Below are 19,542 nucleotides of genomic sequence, written 5' to 3'. Positions count from 1 at the left end.
GCAGTGATAAAGGGCTTGGCCCTGTGGTGAGATGTAAATTAGAATTAATCCTATTTACATCATCGCAGGGACTTGTCCATGTTCGAAGCCGCGCCGCCGCCCTCGCAAAGCTTCCCCGACCTCTACCGGGAGCACCGTGGCTGGCTCGAGGGCTGGCTACGACGGCGCATGGGCAATGCCTGGGATGCGGCCGACCTGAGTCAGGATACCTTCCTTCGCGTGATGGCCAGCGCCCAGCCGTTGACCGACATCCGCGAACCACGCGCCTACCTGTTGACAGTTGGCAAGCGACTGCTAAGCAACCTGCACCAACGCCGCAGCCTTGAAAAAGCCTACCTTGAGGCCCTGGCCCACTTGCCCGAACAGCACGCACCTTCGCCCGAGCAGCGCTGGTTGTTGCTCGAAACGCTGCAGGCACTCGATGAACTGCTGGGCGGTTTGAAGCCGGTCGTGCGCAAGGCTTTTCTGCTGAGCCAGCTCGAAGGGCTGAGCTACGCCGACATCGCCAGCCGGCTTGGTGTTTGCGAGCGGTCGGTCAAGCGCTACATGGCGCACGCTTACGAGCACTGCCTGCTGGCCGAACTCCTGTGAGCGCGCCTGTGCACCTGCGGGAAGCTTTGCGCGAGGCCGCGCAGTGGTTGGCGCTCATCGATTCAGGCGATACCCGTGAGGCGGACCTGGCCGGGCTTGAGCAGTGGCGCAGCCAAAGCGCTGTGCATGAGACTGCCTGGCAGCAGGCGCTGCGCTTGCGCGAGCGCTTCACCGGTTTGCCTGCCAGTCTGGCCATGGCCACGCTGGACCGTCCGGACCAGAGCCGGCGTACCGCGCTTGGGCAAATACTGGGTTTGGCAGCGCTGGTGCCCATGGCTTGGTGGGTGAGCCACGAACTGCCCCTTGAGGCCTGGACTGCCGACCTGCGCACGAATGTAGGTGAGCGTCGAGTGGTGACGCTCAATGACGGCACCACGGTGCAGTTGAACACCGACAGCGCTGTCGACCTGGACACCGTAAATCACAAGGTGTGGTTGCGAAGCGGCGAAATTTCAGTCACCACGCCTGGCCTTCAACCCCTGACCATCCAGGTGCCTTCAGGCCAGGTGTCGCTGGGTGGTGCAACCCTTGGCCCTGGACAGGTGTGCGTCCGCCTGATCGAATCAGGGTGTCAGGTCGCGGTAGTCCAGGGCAGGGCAGACGTGCAGCCCTCAGGGGGTAATCGCCTGCGCCTCAACGCCGGTCAGCAGGCCGACCTTGTGGCGTCAGGTCTTCGAAATCTCGGTTTCTTCGAGGCATGGCGACTGGGATGGCGTGATGGCGTGTTGCGCCTGGACGATCAGCGGCTAGGCGACTTGCTTGTGGAGGTGAGCCGCTATCGTCCAGGTGTGCTGCGCTGGGATCCGGCGTTAAACAGTCTGAGGGTGACCGGCACCTTCCGCCTGGATGACACCGACCAGGTGCTGACGCTGCTCGCGGCAAGCCTGCCGGTGCAGGTGGTAGCCCGTACCCGCTACTGGATCACGCTGGTGCCGCGAGCAACGACTGCCTGAAGCTCGAACCCGCCAAGTTCACCCCGAACGCTGCGTTGCGACGCATTGCACGTGATATCAACGAGAAGCTGTCCCCTTTTCCGGACTCGCCTGTCATTACCCCTAGAACACCATAAAGGGGAGCTTTATAGATGCCTGCAGTAAAGTCCATCCACCTGCGCCCATGGGTGCGGGCAGCACGCCCATTGTTCGCCATCAGCCTGCTGCTCGGCACGCCCGCTTGGGCCGATGAGCCAGCCCGGCGCACCTACCAAGTGCCAGCGGCGAGCCTGGGGGCGGCATTGACCCGCTTCGCCGATCAAGCAGGGGTCAGCTTGTCGCTGGACCCAGCGCTGGTCAAGGGCCTGCGCAGCGAAGGGCTGACCGGGCAATACAGCGTCGATGAAGGCTTCACGCAGTTACTGCGCGGCAGCGGTCTGCAATGGGTAGCCGTGGGCCAAGATGCTTTCACTCTCGTGCCGTCGCCCCAGCAAAGTGGCCCGCTGGAAATAGCCCCTACCAGCATCGTCGGTGGCCTACCGGCGACCGACGAGGCACCCCCTTATGCAGGCGGGCAGGTCGCCCGCCAAGGCGCGCAGGGCTTGCTGGGTGCGCGCGATTTCATGGAAACGCCGTTCAGCATCACCAGTTACACCAGCGACCTCGTGAAGAACCAACAGGCCCGCACCCTGAGCGAACTGGTCGCCAGCGACCCTTCGGTTCGTGCCACCAACCCGGCCGGTGGGCGTTTCGAGCAGTTCACCATTCGCGGTTTCAGCTTGTATAACAGTGATGTGTCCTACAACGGCCTCTATGGCTTGCTACCTACCTATTCGATCGATATGGAGATGGCCGAACGGGTCGACATCATCAAGGGCCCCAGCCAGTTGATCAACGGCATTGCGCCACGGGGTAGCGTCGGCGGCGGCATCAACGTCCAACCCAAACGCGCTGGCGACACGCCGATCACCGAGTTCACCGGCAGCTACGCCTCGGCGGGCCAGGTAGGCGGGGCCGTTGACGTAGGGCGAAGGTTCGGTGAACAGCAGCAGTTCGGCATGCGTCTGAACGCGGTGAAACAGTCTGGCGATACCGAATGGGACCACCAGCAAGTGGACCGCGAAATGGCCGTACTGGGGCTGGATTTTCGCGGCGAGCGCCTGCGGCTTTCGACCGACCTTGGGCATACCGAGCGTGACACCGATGCCCCTCAGGAGCGTGTGCTGGTAGGGGCAAGCGCCCAGGTACCGCGTGCTGGCGATGTGCACCGCAACTACGCCCAGGCGTGGAGCAAGGCGCGCACCAACGATACCTTCGGGGCAGTGCATGCCGAATATGACCTCAGCGATTCTGTGCTGGCCTATGGCGCAGTGGGCGCCCGGGAGAGCCGACACGATTTCCTGCGCCATAACGTCTCTGTGATCAACAATGCTGGCGACTTCACCATCCAGCCCCGCGATTTCAGCAGGGATGAATCGGTACGCACTGCCTTGGCGGGCTTGAGGACCTGGTTGCACACCGGGCCCGTCAGCCACGAGATCAACCTGGCTGCCACGTACTACTACATGGACTTCACCAATGGGGGTGCCCGTTACGCCGCCTCAGCCGGCAACCTCTATCATCCGACGGCGACGCCCACGCCGAGTACCCCGACGCGGCTCGATTCGAAGGATTACACCGAGAACCGTTTCTCTGGGCTGGCGTTGTCCGACACCCTCGGCTTCTTTGATGACCGATTGCTGTTGACCCTGGGGCTGCGCTGGCAGCGGGTGCAGGTGGACGATTGGAGTGATGGGGTCAAAGGCGACACGGCGTATGACGAGAAGAAGGTGTCGCCCTCCGGTGGTGTGCTGTACAAGGTGACGGATGAGCTGTCGGTGTATGCCAACTACATGGAAGGCTTGAGCCAAGGCAAGATCGCGCCGTCCACCTCGATCAACGAGGACCAGATTTTCCCGCCTTTCACCAGCCGCCAGGTGGAAGTGGGTGCCAAGTATGACCTGGGCAACGTGGCGTTCACGGCCAGCGCCTTCAGAATCCGTCAGCCTGCCTATGAAACCAACCCCGGCTCCCGGGTCTTCGGCGCCAATGGCAAGCGCAACAACCGGGGTGTGGAGCTGACCGTGTTCGGTGAACCCACGAAAGGGGTGCGTGTGCTGGGCGGGGTGATGTACATCCACAGTGACCTGACCGATACCGTGGGGGGTGCCTACGATGGCAACCGTGCGCCCGCAACGCCCGCTTACAACGTCAACCTGGGGGCCGAATGGGATGTGCCGGCGGTCCGGGGGCTGACCCTGACGGCGCGCGGGACGCACTCGAGCTCCCAGTACCTGGACCAGAACAACAGCAAGAAGATCGACGGCTGGGAACGCTATGACCTGGGGGCACGATACGCCTTCAAGCTGGACGACACGCAGGTGACCCTGCGCGCCAGCGTCGAAAACGTGCTCGACGACCGTTACTGGAGCTCAGCAGGCGCGCCGGATGACGCCGAACCGGGGCTTACCTTGTCGACGCCACGCACTTACCTGCTGTCTGCCACGCTGGGTTTCTGATCCGGCCAGCCTGAAGCCCGGGGCCAACACTGCGGGTGTCGGGTGTCGCCGGTTCAACCAGGCGCTATTGCGGCGAGCCGAACAGGGCCGTCCAATAGATGCCGGCATCGCTCTTCGGGTCTACGGCATACGCTGCGCCGAGGTCCCGGAAGTCGGCGCTCATCAGGACTGCGCAGTGGCCTGGGCTGTCCAGCCAGCCTTGAACCACCTTGTGCGGCGTGTCGCGCCCGGCGGCGATGTTCTCGCCAATCTGCTGGTACAGATAACCGGCAAGCTCGGCCCGATCACCTGGGGTGCGGCCTTCTTTGTCGATGTGATCGAAGAAGTTCTGGTTGGCCATGGCCCGCGTGTGGCCGGCTGCCACTCCGGCCAGCACGGTGTTCCAGCCAAGTGCAGGTGCGGCGGCGTAGGGTTGGCCGCCGCACTGGCGGGGTTGCTGACGCGCGGCGTTGATTTCCTGGAGCATCTTTTGTCCTTCCGCCTGCCAGTCGCCCAAGCGACCAGAGAGCAGGGGGCGCGCCAGCACAATGCGCCAATCCCGACCTTCCTGGCTGACGCCGATGTCGACGAACTGAGGATCGAGCACCACCTGGCAGAAGCTTTCTTCAATGGCGTGCATGGCAGCGGGTGCATCTCGGGGGCCAGACAGGCTGATCGCCTGTACGTTGACCATGGGGTAACCGGCGCGGGTCATGGCCTGCTGAAGGTCACGAGTGCCTTCGGGAGACAGTGCCAGGCGTGTGTCGCTGTTGAGCGGCGGCAGTTCGAGCGAGCCTTGCTCGCCACAGGGCTGCGCCTGGCTGCGGTAGACGTTGATGGCCGCTATCAACTGTGCTTCTTCGCCCGTGACAGCCAGTGCCTGGGAGGAAACGATCAGCCCAAGCGTGAAGGCAGCGACAGATGACAGGACGCGCATATGGTTCTCCCTGAGGCTGGCAGCGGCGAGTAGGCGCTGCCTATCCTACACAAGCCCGATGGTTTTGACCCGAGCTGTGCAACGCATTGAAAACGCCTGCAGTCATTGTCGGTCGTAAGGGAGAGTAGACCGCAGGCTGGGCAAAAAGTGCGGCGGCGTGCAGGCCAGGTGTAGGGGGCAATGCTGGGTGTGCGTGGACCGGACTTGCACTCGGCATGATATCGGCCATGCATGATGTTGTGCAGCTGTCAGCCCAACAACAGTGAAAGGACCAGAGGAAGCGTGGCCGCCGCCGCCACCGTCTGTACCGCAATGATGGTCGCCATCAGAGGCGCGTTGCCGCCCATTTGCCTGGCCATGACGTAGGACGACGATGCCGTTGGCAGCGCCTGGAAAATCACCGCCACTACAGCGGCCTGGCCACTGAGGCCGAGCAGGCGGCAGAGCCCCCATGTCGTCACCGGCATCACCAGGAACTTGAAGACACAGGCCGCTATCAATGGCTGGGCCTGATCACCGAGACGTGCACCACCCAGGGCCGCACCGACGCACAGCAACCCCAGCGGCAACGCGGCATGCCCTAGCGCGCCAAGGGTAGGCTCGATGCCAGCCGGCAGGCCCAGCCCCGTCACCCGTAACAGCATGCCCCCCGCACACCCTAGAATCAGTGGGTTGGCAAGGATCGCCCGCAGCACCGTCAGCGGCGAGCTGTGCCGGGCGCTGAAGCGCGCGAACACCAGCACGCAGAGCAGATTGACCAGTGGCACGATGGCTGCGTTGGCCACTGCTGCCAATGCGATGCCCGCGCTGCCGTAGATGCCCGCGGCCAAGGTCGCGCCGATGTAGTTGTTGAACCGGATGCCACCCTGAAACAGCGACGTGAAGTCGGTGCCGTCGTGCTGGCGCACGCCCTGGTAAAGCACCAGCAGCAACGCCCCGGACAGGGTCGAAAGCATCAGCACCGCGACCATGGCCAGTACCGGCACCCCGTCCAGGTTGGCAGTGGCCAGGCCATGGAGGAACAACGAGGGCAGCAGCACGTAGTAGCTCAGGCGCTCGGCTCCCGGCCAGAAGCTGTCCGAGACGAAGCCACGCACCCGCAGCAGTGTGCCCAGGGCGATCAACAGGATGATCGGGAGCAGGGTGGTCAACAGCACATGCAGCATGGAGGCAGATCCGTGGCCGGGTACGTTGCACAGACTACCGGCCGGCCACTCGCTTTGCCATGCCCATCCCACCGCCCGGGCTAAAGCCTCTCAGCGCCGTCCACGTCCATAGGCCTGGCTGATACGGTCGATGACCATGGCCAGTGCCACGATGGCCAGCCCGGCCTCGACGCCTTGACCAACGTTCAGCGTCTGGATGCCTGCCAGCACATCTTCGCCAAGCCCTCGCGCCCCAATCATCGAGGCGACCACGACCATCGACAGGGCCATCATGACCGACTGGTTGAGCCCGGCCATGATGCTGGGCAGCGCCAGGGGCAGTGCGATGCGCCTGAGCCGCTGGGCACGGGTCGCGCCAAGGCCTTGGGCGGCTTTGAGCAACGACGGGTCTATCTGGCTCAACCCAAGTTCAGTGAGTCGCACCAACGGTGGCAGGGCATAGATCAAGGTCGCGAAAACCGCAGGCACCTTGCCCAGACCGAAGAGCATCAACACGGGAATCAGGTACACGAAAGCGGGTAGGGTCTGCATCACGTCGAGCACTGGCATCACCAGGCGCCTTGCCAACGGCCGAGCGGCCAGCACGACGCCCAACGGTATGCCAACCAGCACGCACAACCCCGTACTGACCAGCACCAGCGCCAGGGTCTGCAGCAGTTTGTCCCATAACCCCAGCATACCGATGACCGCCAGCAGCCCTACCAGGACACAGCTGCGCAGCAGGCTTCGGCAAGCATGCCAGGCCAGCGCACCGACCACCGCCAGCAGTAGCCACCACGGCATGAGCCGCAGCAGGTTTTCAAGGCCAACGAGCACTTGCAGCAACTGGTCGGAGACGCTGCGCAGGTGGTCCCCATAATGGAGTACCAACCAGTCGACCATGCGGTTGACCTGATCGGCGAAGGAAAACTGCAAAGCCTGGGGGAAACCATTGCTCACAGACCGCCCTCGACCTTGGTGGCCACCTGCTCGGGAAGCCAAGCCTTCCACACGTGCGGGTGCTGGCGCATGAACGCCAAGGCGGCGTCACGGGGTGGGGTACGTTTTTCGCTCATCTGCGCCAATGCCTGGTTGAGCGTGTCGATAGGCAGATCCACCCTTTCGAATACCTGGACCACGTCCGGGTATTGCTCACGAAAGGCTTTGGACACGCCAACCGAGAGTTTCGCCGGCAGCGAACTGCTGCCTTTTGGGGCTGGGTTGGCAGGGTCGGTCAAGGTCGCCCAGGCCTGGGCATCGAATGCAGGTTCCTGTAGCCGCACGAGCTTGTAGCGGCCCATGAGCGGGGTAGGGTTCCAGTAGTAGAAAAGCACCGGTTGGCCCCGGCGAATGGCCGACCCGATCTCCGCATCCATCGCGGCCCCGGAACCTGTGCGGAAGTTAGTATACAGTTGGTCCAGCCCATAGGCCTTGAGCTTTTGGCTGTTCACGGTCTCGGACGTCCAGCCACTGGGGCTGTTCAGGAAACGGCCTTTGTCGGGTGATTCGGGGTCGCGAAACACCGCAGCGTAGCGCTTGAGATCCTCGACGCTGCGCAGCTCAGGCGCCAAGGCCTTGAGCTTGCGCGACGCATCGCCTTCGATGACATACGCCGGCACCCACCAGCCTTCCTCGGCATGCTTGACCGTGTCGCCCAGCGCAAACACCTGACCTGCCTGCTCGGCCTTGACCCAGGCAGGGCTGCGACCGGCCCATTCTTCGGCGATCACTTGCAGGTCGTTGCGGGCCAGGGCGACTTCCAGGCTGACCGTGCTACCAGGCAATGTCTCGGTGGCGTAGCCGTACCCACGCTCGACGATCACGCGCAGGAGTTCGGTGGTGAAGGCACCGCTTTCCCAGGTAAGGGCGCCAAAGCGGATGGGTGGCTTCTGATCGGCAGCGCTAGCGCTGTCGGCAGCGGCCAGGCCCAGGGCGAACAGCACCCCGAGCAGCAGCGATGAACCTCTTTTCATGCCTGACCTCGTCGTCTACAGCCCTTCGGGAATGGGGCAAGTGTAGACGACGCAGCACAGGGGGCAGGCTCAGACGCGGAACTGGTCCATCAATGCCTGCTGTTGGTTGGCCAAGGCATTGAGCGACTGGCTGACCCGCGCCGATTCGTTGGCCTGGCCTGACAGCGACTCGGTGACATCGCGAATGGTCGCCACGTTACTGTTGATCTCCTCGGCCACCGCGCTTTGTTCCTCGGCTGCCGAGGCGATCTGCAGGTTCATGTCGGTGATGACCGTCACCGCCTGGCCAATGCGCTGCAAGGCGGTCACGGCCTGGCCGACCTGCTGCACGCCGCTTTGGGCCTGACGATGGCTGTTGTCCATTGCGCCCACCACTTCACGGGTACCGTCCTGCAAGGCCTCGATGACCTGGCGGGTTTCTTCGACCGACTCCTGGGTGCGCTGGGCCAGGTTGCGAACCTCATCGGCGACCACCGCAAAGCCGCGCCCGGCCTCACCGGCTCGGGCTGCCTCGATGGCGGCGTTGAGCGCCAGCAAGTTAGTCTGCTCGGCGATTGAGCGGATGACTTCCAGTACGGAGCCAATTTTCTCGCTGTTCTGCGACAGGCCCTGCACCTCGGCCATGGCCGTGCTCATGTCGGCGGCCAGCGAATCGATGCTGTGGGTAGTGCGATCGATCACCGCCAACCCTTCGCGCGTTGCCTGGTCGGCGTCGCGGGCCGCCTGCGCGGCTTGCGCTGCGCTGCGGGCGACATCCTGGGCGGTCGCGCTCATCTCGTGCGAGGCGGTGGCTACCTGGTCCACCTGGCGGTATTGCTGCTCCATGCCGGCGCTGGTCTGGGTGGCGATGGCCGAGGACTGATCGGCCGTCGAGCGGGCGGCCTGTACCGATTGTTTCACCTCGGCGATGGTGGGCTGGAGTTTGTCCAGGAAGCGGTTGAACCAGCCCGCGAGTTCACCCAGTTCATCTTGCTTGTCGTAGGTCAAGCGGCGGGTCAGGTCACCTTCGCCACTGGCGATGTCCTTGAGCATGGCCGCCACGCCCAGTATCGGGCGAGTAACGCCCCGGGCCATCAGCCACACCATCAGCAGGCCAAAAATGGCTGCTGCCAGGCCTAGGCCCAGTTCGAGCAGGGTACCGCTGGTGTTGAGGGCGTCCAGTTCCTGCTTCAGGGCCTCGGCGGGCCCGGTCAGGGCGTTTTCGGGGACGTCCAGCAACACACCCCATGGCTTGGCGTCCGGGATCGGGCGGAAGGCCGCGAGCACTTTCAGGCGTTGGCGGTCATTGATGATGGTCATCTTGCCGTCGGCCATCTTGGCCACCAGCTCCGCACCTTTGGTCGTGTCGATCTGATCGAAACGCTGGGAGAGCTTGCTGGCATCGGCACTGTAGCCTGCCAGCAAGCCCACCGGGCTGAGGATGCCGACGGTGGTGCGGCCTTCGTAGAGACTGCGGCTGGCCTGTTCGCTCAGGGCCTGCAGGCTGTTGAGGTTGATGTCCACCGACAGGGTTGCGATCGCCTTGCCGTCCACCACCAGCGGGAAGACGATGCTGGTCATCAGCACCTGCTGGCCATCGATGGCATAGAAGTAGGGTTCGACCACGCAGACCTTGCCCGATGTACGCGGGCATACCCACCAGGTGTTGGCAGGTTGGCCGCTGGGCCCAATGGACGTGTCGGCCATGTCGCGCTCGGGCAGGGCCATCGAGGTGAGCTGGCCCACGTGCGGTTGCGACCAGTACAGGGCGAAGCGCCCGGTTTCGTTGCTGCCGAGCTCAGCCTGGCCGGCGAACAGGCTGTCCTTGCTGTCCAGCGCATTGGGCTCGAACACCAGTGACAGGCCCAGCAGATCGGGGTTGGCCTGGAGCGCGGCGCGCACCTGCCGGGTCATGTCCTCGCGCAGGTCGAACGCATCGAGAAAGCGCTTTTCGGCCTGTTCGCGCAGGAACAGTACCTGCCTGGAAAAGCCCGCACCGTACTGGTAAGCATCCATGAATTGGCGGCGGATGTTCAGGGCCTGCACCTCGCCCTGGGATTCGATGCGCGACTGGGCCGATTCGGTCAGCATCTGCATGCTGCTGGCCTTGACCAGGTCCGAGCTGTGGTCCATCCGGTACAGGGACAAACCGATGAGCAGGGTGACGATGCCGGCCAGGCACAGGCCGGCCAGCAATGTGATTTTCCATTGGATGGAAAGTTGTCGCAGAGGCATGGGGCAGATCCCTTTTTATGACAAGTAAGGGTTAGGGCACGGGCGAGGCGGTTTCCAGCCCCAGCTGGGTATCGGCTCCTACAGACTTTTCTTTATTCAAACATTCAATTTAATCCGCTCGGTTGCGGGCAATCCGCCGTTGCCTGGCAGTTTTGACATCTGCCGTGCACTGCGTCAGAGTGCGCGCTTTTTTGTTCCCAGTGAGGTAAGCCCCCCATGAATGCAGTGATTGCCGCGGTCGGCATCATGCTGATACTGAGCCTGTCCCGCGTGCACGTGGTCATCGCCCTGATCGTCGGTGCCCTGGCAGGTGGGCTGGTCGGCGGCCTGGGTGTGCAAGGCACACTTGAAGCTTTCAATGGTGGGCTCGGCGGGGGGGCTACCGTGGCACTGTCCTATGCGTTGCTGGGTGCCTTTGCCGTGGCCATCGCCAAATCCGGCCTGGCGCATGCGTTGGCCGACCGGGCATTGGCCATGATCGACCGGCAAGGCCACGACCAAGGTGGCAGGGTCAAATGGTTGATGATCGGTTTGATGCTGGTGGTGGCCGTCTCGTCGCAAAACATTCTGCCCATCCATATCGCCTTCATTCCATTATTGGTGCCGCCGCTGCTCTATGTGCTGACCCGCCTGCGTATCGACCGGCGCCTGATCGCCTGCGTCATTACATTCGGCCTGATCACGCCCTACATTTTCCTGCCTGTGGGTTTCGGCAATATTTTCCTCAATCAGATTCTGCTGGCCAACGTGGCGCGTGCAGGGGTCGACATCACGGGTGTCAACGTTACCCACGCCATGGCCATTCCCGCCGCTGGTATGTTGGTGGGCTTGATAGTGGCGATGTTCGTCAGCTACCGAAAAAAACGCGACTACGACCTGGCGCGTATCGAGCAGGTCGAACAGGTGAGCGTGCAGTACAACCCGATGACGCTACTGGTGGCCGGCATTGCAATCGTTGCCGCGTTCGTCGTTCAGCTGCTGGTGGACTCGATGATCATCGGCGCGATGGTCGGCTTCTTGATTTTCTCGCTGTCAGGCATCGTCAAGTGGCGCGACACCGATGATCTGTTCACCGAAGGTATGAAGATGATGGCCATGATTGGTTTCATCATGATCACCGCCTCTGGCTTTGCAGACGTCATGAAAGCCACTGGTGATGTGCAAAGCCTGGTCGAAACCTCGGCGCATTGGATCAACCACAGCAAAGGGATAGGTGCCTTGCTGATGCTGCTGGTGGGCCTGCTGGTCACCATGGGCATTGGCTCGTCGTTTTCCACCGTACCGATTCTGGCTGCGATTTTCGTACCGCTGTGCGTCCAGCTCGGCTTCGACCCTTTGGCGACCGTGTGTATCGTCGGTACGGCAGGCGCGTTGGGTGACGCAGGCTCGCCAGCATCGGATTCCACCCTGGGTCCGACTTCCGGGCTCAATGTGGACGGGCAGCACCATCACATCTGGGACACGGTGGTGCCGACGTTCATCCACTACAACCTGCCGCTGTTGGCCTTCGGGTGGTTGGCGGCGATGACGCTCTAACAGCAGGGCACTCAGCGCTTGGCGGGCGGCGGCGAAATACGGTTGAGCACCGTGCTGCCGTCGTTGCTGCGGGTCAGGTAGACCGGCAGCACCTTGGGCAGGTTGTTCACCAACTGGCCTACTTCCCGGGTGTTGTAGATGCCGCTGATACGAATCTGACCGGTACCGACATCGGCAAGCCTCAGTGGCTTGTCGAGGTAGCGGTTTATGGCCGGCAGTGCCTGTTCGAGGGTCAAGTTGTCGAGCACCAGTTTGCCGCTGCGCCAGGCCAGGGCGTCGGCGAAGTTGCTGTTTTCCAGCAACTGGGGCTCATAGTCGCCCTTGCGGTAGGTGGCCTGCATACCGGGGCCAAGCCGATAGCCCGCATTGCCCTCGCTGGATACCAGCACCGATCCTTCGACCAGGGTCACTTTGACCCTGTCCTGGTATTTCCAGACATTGAAGCGGGTACCTGTCACGCGGGTCTGGCCATTGCCTGCGCGGACCACGAAGGGGTGCGAGCTGTCGTGGTGGACCGTGAAGAAGGCTTCGCCACGCTTGAGCGTGACACGGCGCTGGTGCTTGAAGTTGAGGTAGGTCAGGTCGGTGTTCAGGTTGAGCTGCACCGTACTGCCGTCACTCAACTGCACGGTCTGCATGTGGTCCGTCGTCTCGACGTGCTGGTAGCGGTTGGGAACCCAGCCTTGCTCCCAGCCGATCCACCCCACCAGCGGCAGAGCCGCCAACGCGATGACGGCAGCGTAAGCCTGAGCGCGCCACCTGCGACCGCTGCGCCGCACCGGGGCAGGGTGCCCATTCGCTTGAACGGGACGCGGCAGCAAGTCGGCCGTGTACCAGATATCCAGCATGGCCTGGTATTCCTCGGCATGACGCGGATCGGCTGCCAGCCACTGGGCAAAAGCCTCACGCTCGGCAGTCGTGCAATCGCCTTCATGCAGGCGCATGCACCAGTGCGCAGCGGCGTCGGCCATGCTGTCATCGGTGTGGATAGTCGGGCGGTCTTGGTTCATCGCGGCTCCAGGTTTTGCGCATTCTAACGTTCCACCACCGTGTCGAGAAACACGGAAAGCCGCCAAACCCTTTCATTTCCCGGCCTTTTCCGGCAAAAGCCTTCAGATTTTTCGCTTTTGAGAACGCTTCGCGCCATGAATAAAGGCGCTCGTGTCACGTACATAGCAAGCTAATTAAGTCTTTGACATTCACTGCCTAGGCAGTAATATTTACACACACTTGTTCGAGCAATCATTCATGCCCCATTTCTCGCCAGACAATTTCGAGACGTGCGCCATCGGCATGCTGTTGGGCCGCGCGGCGCTTCTGAAGGATCGGATCCTCGACTGGCACCTGGAGTCCGAGGGCGTTACTGCCGCGCAGTTCAAGGTGTTGATCATCGTGACGCAGTACCAGGTCGATACCCCGGCGGAGGTCTGCCGCTACCTGGGCCTGGACAGCGGATCGATGACGCGCATGCTCGATCGCCTTGAGCAAAAGGACCTGCTGGTGCGTACCCGTTGCCCGACGGACCGCCGCGTGGTGCGCCTGGCGTTGACGGCCGATGGCCAGCGGCTGGCCGACCGTTTGCCCGAGATCGGAGCTGCCGCCATGAACGAGCTGTGTGGCGCCCTGGCGGCCGATGAGCTCAAAGACTTGGAGCGTCTGTTGGCCAAGGTACTGCTTGGCGCTGGCGATCCGCTGACGATCCGTCGCTTCGGTGATCGTTGAACCCCGTTTCCTTTATTCCAAGGTATTGTCATGGCTACTTCCTCAGACACCCCTGCACCTACCGAGGCACCCACCTCCTCGCGCAAGCGCAAGCTCTGGCTGATTGGCCTGTTGGTGCTGCTGATCCTCGGTGGGCTAGGCACTTGGGCCTGGTACAGCCTGGTTGGGCGTTGGTACGAGAGCACTGATGACGCCTACGTCAACGGCAACGTGGTCGAAATCACGCCGTTGGTGACCGGGACGGTGACCAGCATTGGCGCCGACGATGGCGACCTGGTGCATGCCGGCCAGGTCTTGCTGCAGTTCGACCCGGCCGACAGCCAAGTGGCCCTGCAATCGGCTCAGGCCAACCTTGCGCGTACGGTAAGGCAGGTGCGCGGTCTGTACAGCAATGTCGATTCGCTCAAGGCTCAGTTGCAGACGCGTCAGGCTGAATTGCGCAAGGCCCAGCAGGACTTCAACCGGCGCAAGGTGCTGGCCGAAAGCGGCGCTATCGCCGGCGAAGAGCTTTCCCATGCGCGCGATGACCTGAGTGTTGCCCAGGCGGCGGTTAACAGTGCCCGCCAGCAACTGAGTACCAGTGCTGCTTTGGTCGATGACACCGTGGTGGCTTCGCACCCAGAGGTCATGGCCGCGGCGGCCGATCTGCGTCAGGCCTACCTGGCTCATGCGCGCACCACGCTGGTAGCGCCGGTGACCGGCTACGTTGCCAAGCGCAGCGTGCAGCTCGGGCAGCGCCTGCAACCCGGTACTGCCACCATGGCAGTGATTCCGCTTGACCAGGTGTGGATCGACGCCAACTTCAAGGAAACCCAGCTGCGCCAGATGCGCATCGGCCAACCGGTTGAGATCACTGCCGACCTGTATGGCAGCGATGTCTCCTACAGTGGCACGGTGGACAGCCTGGGTGCCGGCACCGGCAGCGCGTTCGCCTTGCTGCCTGCGCAGAACGCGACCGGCAACTGGATCAAGATCGTGCAGCGGGTGCCTGTGCGCATTCACTTGAACCCCGACCAGTTGAAGGACCATCCCTTGCGTATCGGCCTGTCCACGGTTGTGGATGTGGACCTGCACGACCAGAGTGGCCCGGCCCTGGCTCAGCAACCTGCGCAACAGGCGAGCTACACCACCGACGTCTACGATCGCCAGTTGGTCGAGGCGGACAAGCTGATCGAGCAACTGATCCGTGACAACAGCGCGCCTGGCAAGACGGCACAGCGATGAGCAATAACGCCGCCGCCCAGTTCACGCCGCCTAGCCTGCTGCTGACCACCATCGGCCTGTCGCTTGCCACGTTCATGCAGGTGCTGGACACCACCATTGCCAACGTGGCCTTGCCGACCATCTCGGGCAACCTGGGGGTCAGTTACGAGCAAGGGACTTGGGTGATCACCTCGTTCGCCGTGAGCAATGCCATCGCCTTGCCGCTAACAGGCTGGTTGAGCCGACGCTTTGGCGAGGTGAAGTTGTTCCTGTGGGCGACCTTGTTGTTCGTGCTGGCATCGTTCTTGTGCGGCATCGCCCAGTCGATGCCGGAGCTTGTGGGCTTTCGGGTATTGCAGGGGGTGGTAGCCGGTCCGTTGTATCCCATGACCCAGACTTTGCTGATTGCGGTCTATCCCCCTGCCAAGCGGGGGATGGCGCTCGCACTCCTGGCCATGGTGACGGTCGTGGCCCCTATCGCCGGGCCCATCCTGGGTGGGTGGATCACGGACAGTTACAGCTGGCCGTGGATTTTCTTCATCAACGTGCCCATCGGCCTGTTCGCCGCTGCGGTGGTGCGCCAGCAAATGCGCGATCGTCCGGTGGTCACCAGCCGACAGCCGATGGACTACATAGGGCTGCTGACGTTGATCGTTGGGGTAGGGGCCTTGCAGGTCGTGCTGGACAAAGGCAACGACCTTGATTGGTTCGAGTCCTCGTTCATCATCACCGGTACGCTGATATCCGTCGTGTTCCTGGCTGTATTCGTCATCTGGGAGCTGACCGACCGGCACCCGGTGGTGAACCTGCGGTTGTTCGCCCACCGCAATTTCCGCGTGGGAACCATCGTCCTGGTGGGTGGCTACGCAGGCTTCTTCGGCATCAACCTGATCCTGCCCCAGTGGCTGCAGACGCAGATGGGCTATACCGCCACCTGGGCGGGCTTGGCCGTGGCGCCTATCGGGATATTGCCGGTAATCATGTCGCCATTCGTGGGCAAGTACGCGCATCGCTTTGACTTGCGGATTCTGGCGGGGCTGGCGTTTCTGGCGATCGGTAGCAGTTGCTACATGCGTGCAGGGTTCACCAGCCAGGTGGATTTCCAGCATGTGGCATTGGTGCAGTTGTTCATGGGCATCGGGGTTGCGCTGTTCTTCATGCCCACATTGAGCATCTTGTTGTCCGACCTGCCGCCCCAGCAAATCGCCGATGGATCAGGCTTGGCGACGTTCCTGCGCACATTGGGGGGTAGCTTTGCGGCTTCGCTGACGACGTGGATCTGGATCCGCCGGGCTGACCAGCACCATGCTTACTTGAGTGAGCACATCAGCCAGTACGAGCCGGCGACACGGCATACGCTTGAGCAGATGGGCGGGGCGAACCTGCACAACTACGCGCAGTTGGAGCAGGTGCTCAACGGGCAGGCTTACATGATGTCGACGGTGGACTACTTCATGATGATGACGTGGGTGTTCGCAGGGCTGATATTGTTGGTCTGGTTCGCGAAGCCGCCGTTTACGGCCAAGGCGGGGCCCGGGGGCGGGCATTGAGTTTGATTTGGGTTGCGTGACCGGTGTTTTGCTAAATACCGGAGCCCAGTAGGAGCGGTCTTGCCGGAGCGCCGGACCGACCTCGATGGGCCGCACAGCAGCCCTAAAGAGAATTTCATGGGGAGCCGATGTTTTTTGAGTCCGCGCTTCTGCTCTTCACTGCATCGTCATGGCTGATCATCACGGGGGGCTGCACGGGGCCTACTCATTTGGGCAGTCGAAGTTTCTACTTCGGTCTTTAGCCGCCGAGTCGAGGTGCGTTTCTTCCTCTCCGGGCGTTTACCTGGGCGAACGGCCCAGAGGTAAGCGTTTTCGCGTAACCGCTCTTGAATGGCCGGTGGATAGTCATTGACGGTGGTCAATGGCGGAACGGGTTTCCCGGGCAAACCGGCTTCACGAATGATCTTGGGCCAGCGCGGTTTCCAGCACAGCATCAGGCTTAGCCAATGGCCGGTGCCGATGATCAGGAAGGCGGGCGAGATCAAGACCAGGCCGAGTTGGATGATTCGAGAGGATTTTCGAAAGTAGTGGGTCAGGCCTTCGAATTGAGGGGTAAAGGCTTGCCAGGGCCAGGGGAAGTGCGAAGTCATAGGTGGACGGGGCAGGTCCTCCGGGCCCTCGTCCATGAAGCGGCGGATGAACTCCCACTCGGATTGCAGCTCCGTGAAGTTGTTGGCGGCTTTGCCTACGTGGGCGAGTTCTGGATGGAGGGCGCCGGCGAACGACGGTGGCCACATAAGCACCAAAGGTAGGCCTACACCACCGGCAGCAGCGTAATTTATATTCGAGCCGTTGGACGTGACTCCGTGCCAAGGAAGTGTGACGATGCCACCACAGTAAGTAGGACGGTGCAGGTGAACCTGTTGGGTACTACGATTGAATCGAATCAGCAAGTGGCGCGACGTAAACATTTCCAAGCGCGTGATACATAACCCATACTTTATATAAATTATGGAGATCAATATCATTAAGCTGCTGGTAAGAGTTGCTATGAAGATATGGGCTCCATACGGCTCCCCTTGATCGTTTCTAACTATGTCTACTAGTCGAATTAGAGACGTTGCTGACATGTATGCGAATGATGTAATCGTAGCTACTATGGTGGCCGAGATGATGCTGATGAGTCCGCGCTTGTTTTCCCACATGCCGTAGCGCATTTCCAGTATATGCTCGTTGCAAGCATAAACTGGTCCTCGGCTCTTGGGTGAGCTGCTGGCTGGATTTTTAGCGGCTGTGATCATCTCCTGATCGTCGTTTTCATAGACTGTCTTGAGTTTTATCTTTTTATGCTTTTTCTCAAAAGCATCGCGTTCTTCCTTGGGGTCAATATAGGAGAGCCATGTGAGCCATTCAAAAAAATACATTACGCTATCTCTCTGATTGCGCTAAATAAAGCTTCAAGTTCTTCCGTGTCTTTTTTGTAACCTTCGGTGGTTTTTTTAATGCGGAAGCAGCATTTACTGCACCACTTCTCTAACGCGCTTTCATCGAATATCAGTAAGGCAACAGTACTGACTACCACGACGGTGCCGCCGATCAAGCCCAAACGGCTGAGCCAGAGCATAGCAGGCCTGTTCGCCGCAAGTCTTGCAGATAATCTTGATAACATTGCGTATGAGTTGCTTATGCGTGCAGTAGGATCAAGAATTGCTAGCCAATGGAAGAACGCACTCGCCTGTGAAAATGCTATACCCCCTTGCCCCACAAGTAAGGTGATGATGGCGCTTGCTCTAACGCTGTAAGCCGCTACTAACATATGTTTAGATCTTGCTTGTGCATCAATGGCATCGGAAAAGTCCCACTTAATGCTTATAACCGCGCCCGCCGCCGCCAACCCGGCTCCCCAAAATCGATACCGACCCAGGCTAACGTGCGCGCCCCGCGCAGTGGCGCTGTTCCCACCAACGCCTCTAATCGTCAGTTCAGTCCCCACCGCAAGCAGCTCCATCCCCGCAGCCGCACTTGTAAATGCAGCTGCAGTCACTTCGCTCCAGAAGCGTCGGTCCTTGTCATCCCGCCTGCCTTGTAACAACAGCAGCCCGGCCTCCAACAGCAGTAATCCGCTGGCGACCCGCAAACGATAGAACTGATTCCCGTGCACCCCGTGCAATGTCTCGGCATAAGCTTGATCAAGCCGGCGTACGATGGGCGCCGCGACGCGGCCGGGCGACGGCGTTTTACCGTTCAGCGCCTGCTCACTCAAGCGCAGTTCCACCGCTTGCTGACCCAGTGAGGCAATGAGGTAGGTGCTCAGGCGTCGGTACAGCAACCGATCAGCGCTGCCGGGCGCACCCGCTGACAGGCTCTGGTGCCCCAGCTGCCCAAGCCAGGCCAACGCGCCAGCAGTATTGATGGGGCTATGTTGCGCGAGCTGGTCCAGATGGCTGTCCAGCCGGCTGAAGTGTGCGGCGAGCTCTTTGGCTTGTTTGAGGGCCGTCTCCAGCTGAAGAAAAGGGTCGTTACCTGGCGCCAGTGCGTCCAGCGCTGTACGTGTTCGCGCAAGCGCCTCTGCAATCTCACGTTGGTTGAGGACAAACGAGCGCAGCGCAAGGTTGTCAGGGGTTATATCGTCGGCGCGCCACCATTGGGCGAGCAATGCTGCGCCTGCTGGCACGCTTTCGAGGCCTATCACGCATAGGCCCGTTTGATGTGCAAAGCAAAAGCCATTGGTGAGGTCGCTCTCATCATAGTGGACAAGTGCGTCTACCAGTGCGGACGACTTCAACCACGTGAGGTGATCTGCCGCTCTGGACTCGGCGAGACGTTGTGCTTCGGCGCTCTGCGCCTCGAACGTCTCCAGGTGTCGATGCATACCTTGCAGGTTGACGAGTGGCAGGTAGCGGTCTTCGAAATGTTTGGCAAACTCGCCGTTCTCGGCAAGGATTTCGAGCTTCTGCCTCTCTTTTTCTACGTGTATTTCGAAGATGGCCTCTTTTTTCTGTTCCCAAAGTTCGGCCAGCCGCGACTGCGAACCCTGCATGACGTAGGCGAGACTGGCGCGTAGCGCCTTGTCATAATGACCGACCAACGCGGCAACCTTTCGCTCCGTGAATTGCTCATGCAGCTCGCTAAAGGCTTGAGCAACCAACACCTTCCGCTCGTTACTGGGGCCACCGTTCTCGGTACTGGCTTCCAGCCAATTCCTGAGGTGTTCCATGCCAGCGTTGCGCCAGGCATTGAGTTCCTGGGTAATGCCGATGGC

At 61.4% G+C, this 19,542-nt stretch carries 14 protein-coding genes and 2 pseudogenes; 7 read left to right on the top strand and 9 right to left on the bottom strand.

The window, feature by feature from the left end; translation table 11 throughout:
• Positions 1–78: 78 nt before the first annotated feature.
• The 3 genes from B2S33_RS20975 to B2S33_RS20965 all read left to right on the top strand — a co-directional run bounded on the left by B2S33_RS20975 (position 79) and on the right by B2S33_RS20965 (position 4,081).
• Entirely contained in the window at positions 79–591 is a 513-nt protein-coding gene (locus tag B2S33_RS20975; RefSeq protein WP_027914873.1) for a sigma-70 family RNA polymerase sigma factor, read from the top strand.
• Entirely contained in the window at positions 588–1,544 is a 957-nt protein-coding gene (locus tag B2S33_RS20970) for a FecR domain-containing protein (RefSeq protein WP_280076854.1), read from the top strand. Before B2S33_RS20975 ends, B2S33_RS20970 begins: the two co-directional genes overlap by 4 nt.
• Positions 1,545–1,675: 131 nt before the next feature.
• Entirely contained in the window at positions 1,676–4,081 is a 2,406-nt protein-coding gene (locus B2S33_RS20965; RefSeq protein ID WP_280076855.1) for a TonB-dependent receptor, read from the top strand.
• A 64-nt stretch (positions 4,082–4,145) separates the two neighbouring features.
• On the opposite strand, the gene B2S33_RS20960 is transcribed toward B2S33_RS20965, so the two are convergent.
• From B2S33_RS20960 to B2S33_RS21690, 6 genes and pseudogenes are all read right to left on the bottom strand, one after another.
• Entirely contained in the window at positions 4,146–4,997 is an 852-nt protein-coding gene (locus B2S33_RS20960) for a CAP domain-containing protein (protein WP_027914876.1), read from the bottom strand.
• 248 nt (positions 4,998–5,245) lie between these two features.
• The gene (locus B2S33_RS20955; protein WP_049695884.1) at positions 5,246–6,163 is read right to left on the bottom strand and encodes an AEC family transporter; all 918 of its coding nucleotides are present in this window, start codon (positions 6,161–6,163) and stop codon (positions 5,246–5,248) included.
• Positions 6,164–6,253: 90 nt separating this feature from the next.
• Positions 6,254–7,102, bottom strand: a complete 849-nt coding sequence (locus B2S33_RS20950; protein WP_110607192.1) for an ABC transporter permease — start codon at positions 7,100–7,102, stop codon at positions 6,254–6,256.
• Complete coding sequence (locus tag B2S33_RS20945; RefSeq protein WP_027914879.1) at positions 7,099–8,115, bottom strand: ABC transporter substrate-binding protein; 1,017 nt, start codon at positions 8,113–8,115, stop codon at positions 7,099–7,101. Before B2S33_RS20945 ends, B2S33_RS20950 begins: the two co-directional genes overlap by 4 nt.
• Positions 8,116–8,184: 69 nt before the next feature.
• Positions 8,185–8,697, bottom strand: a pseudogene (locus tag B2S33_RS21695) (methyl-accepting chemotaxis protein); the annotation flags it as partial.
• A 345-nt stretch (positions 8,698–9,042) separates the two neighbouring features.
• A pseudogene (locus B2S33_RS21690) lies at positions 9,043–10,008 on the bottom strand (HAMP domain-containing protein); the annotation flags it as partial.
• Between the two features lie 537 nt (positions 10,009–10,545).
• On the opposite strand from B2S33_RS21690, the gene B2S33_RS20935 reads away from it, so the two are divergent.
• Positions 10,546–11,865, top strand: coding sequence for a Na+/H+ antiporter family protein (locus B2S33_RS20935; RefSeq protein ID WP_145280035.1), 1,320 nt, complete (start codon positions 10,546–10,548; stop codon positions 11,863–11,865).
• 11 nt (positions 11,866–11,876) lie between these two features.
• Here the strand turns inward: B2S33_RS20935 and B2S33_RS20930 are convergent, their stop codons facing one another.
• Entirely contained in the window at positions 11,877–12,875 is a 999-nt protein-coding gene (locus B2S33_RS20930) for a FecR family protein (protein WP_027914882.1), read from the bottom strand.
• Between the two features lie 238 nt (positions 12,876–13,113).
• Between B2S33_RS20930 and B2S33_RS20925 the strand changes: the two genes are divergently transcribed.
• From B2S33_RS20925 to B2S33_RS20915, 3 genes are read left to right on the top strand one after another with little or no spacing between them, the layout of a single operon-like run.
• Positions 13,114–13,587, top strand: a complete 474-nt coding sequence (locus B2S33_RS20925; RefSeq protein ID WP_027914883.1) for a MarR family winged helix-turn-helix transcriptional regulator — start codon at positions 13,114–13,116, stop codon at positions 13,585–13,587.
• A 30-nt stretch (positions 13,588–13,617) separates the two neighbouring features.
• The gene (locus B2S33_RS20920; RefSeq protein WP_027914884.1) at positions 13,618–14,811 is read left to right on the top strand and encodes an efflux RND transporter periplasmic adaptor subunit; all 1,194 of its coding nucleotides are present in this window, start codon (positions 13,618–13,620) and stop codon (positions 14,809–14,811) included.
• Positions 14,808–16,340, top strand: coding sequence for a DHA2 family efflux MFS transporter permease subunit (locus B2S33_RS20915; RefSeq protein WP_027914885.1), 1,533 nt, complete (start codon positions 14,808–14,810; stop codon positions 16,338–16,340). Before B2S33_RS20920 ends, B2S33_RS20915 begins: the two co-directional genes overlap by 4 nt.
• Positions 16,341–16,507: 167 nt before the next feature.
• Here B2S33_RS20915 and B2S33_RS20910 read toward each other — a convergent pair whose 3' ends face one another.
• Positions 16,508–17,704, bottom strand: coding sequence for a DUF6708 domain-containing protein (locus tag B2S33_RS20910; protein ID WP_288651010.1), 1,197 nt, complete (start codon positions 17,702–17,704; stop codon positions 16,508–16,510).
• Positions 17,704–19,542, bottom strand: a 1,839-nt coding sequence (locus B2S33_RS20905; RefSeq protein WP_288651009.1) for a hypothetical protein, incomplete at its 5' end; no start/stop codon positions are given. The genes B2S33_RS20905 and B2S33_RS20910, both read right to left, overlap by 1 nt.

Origin of the sequence: Pseudomonas sp. UBA5568 (assembly GCF_002425525.1) — a bacterium.
Lineage (GTDB): Bacteria > Pseudomonadota > Gammaproteobacteria > Pseudomonadales > Pseudomonadaceae > Aquipseudomonas > Aquipseudomonas fulva.
This window is presented reverse-complemented; position numbering and strand designations above follow the sequence as displayed.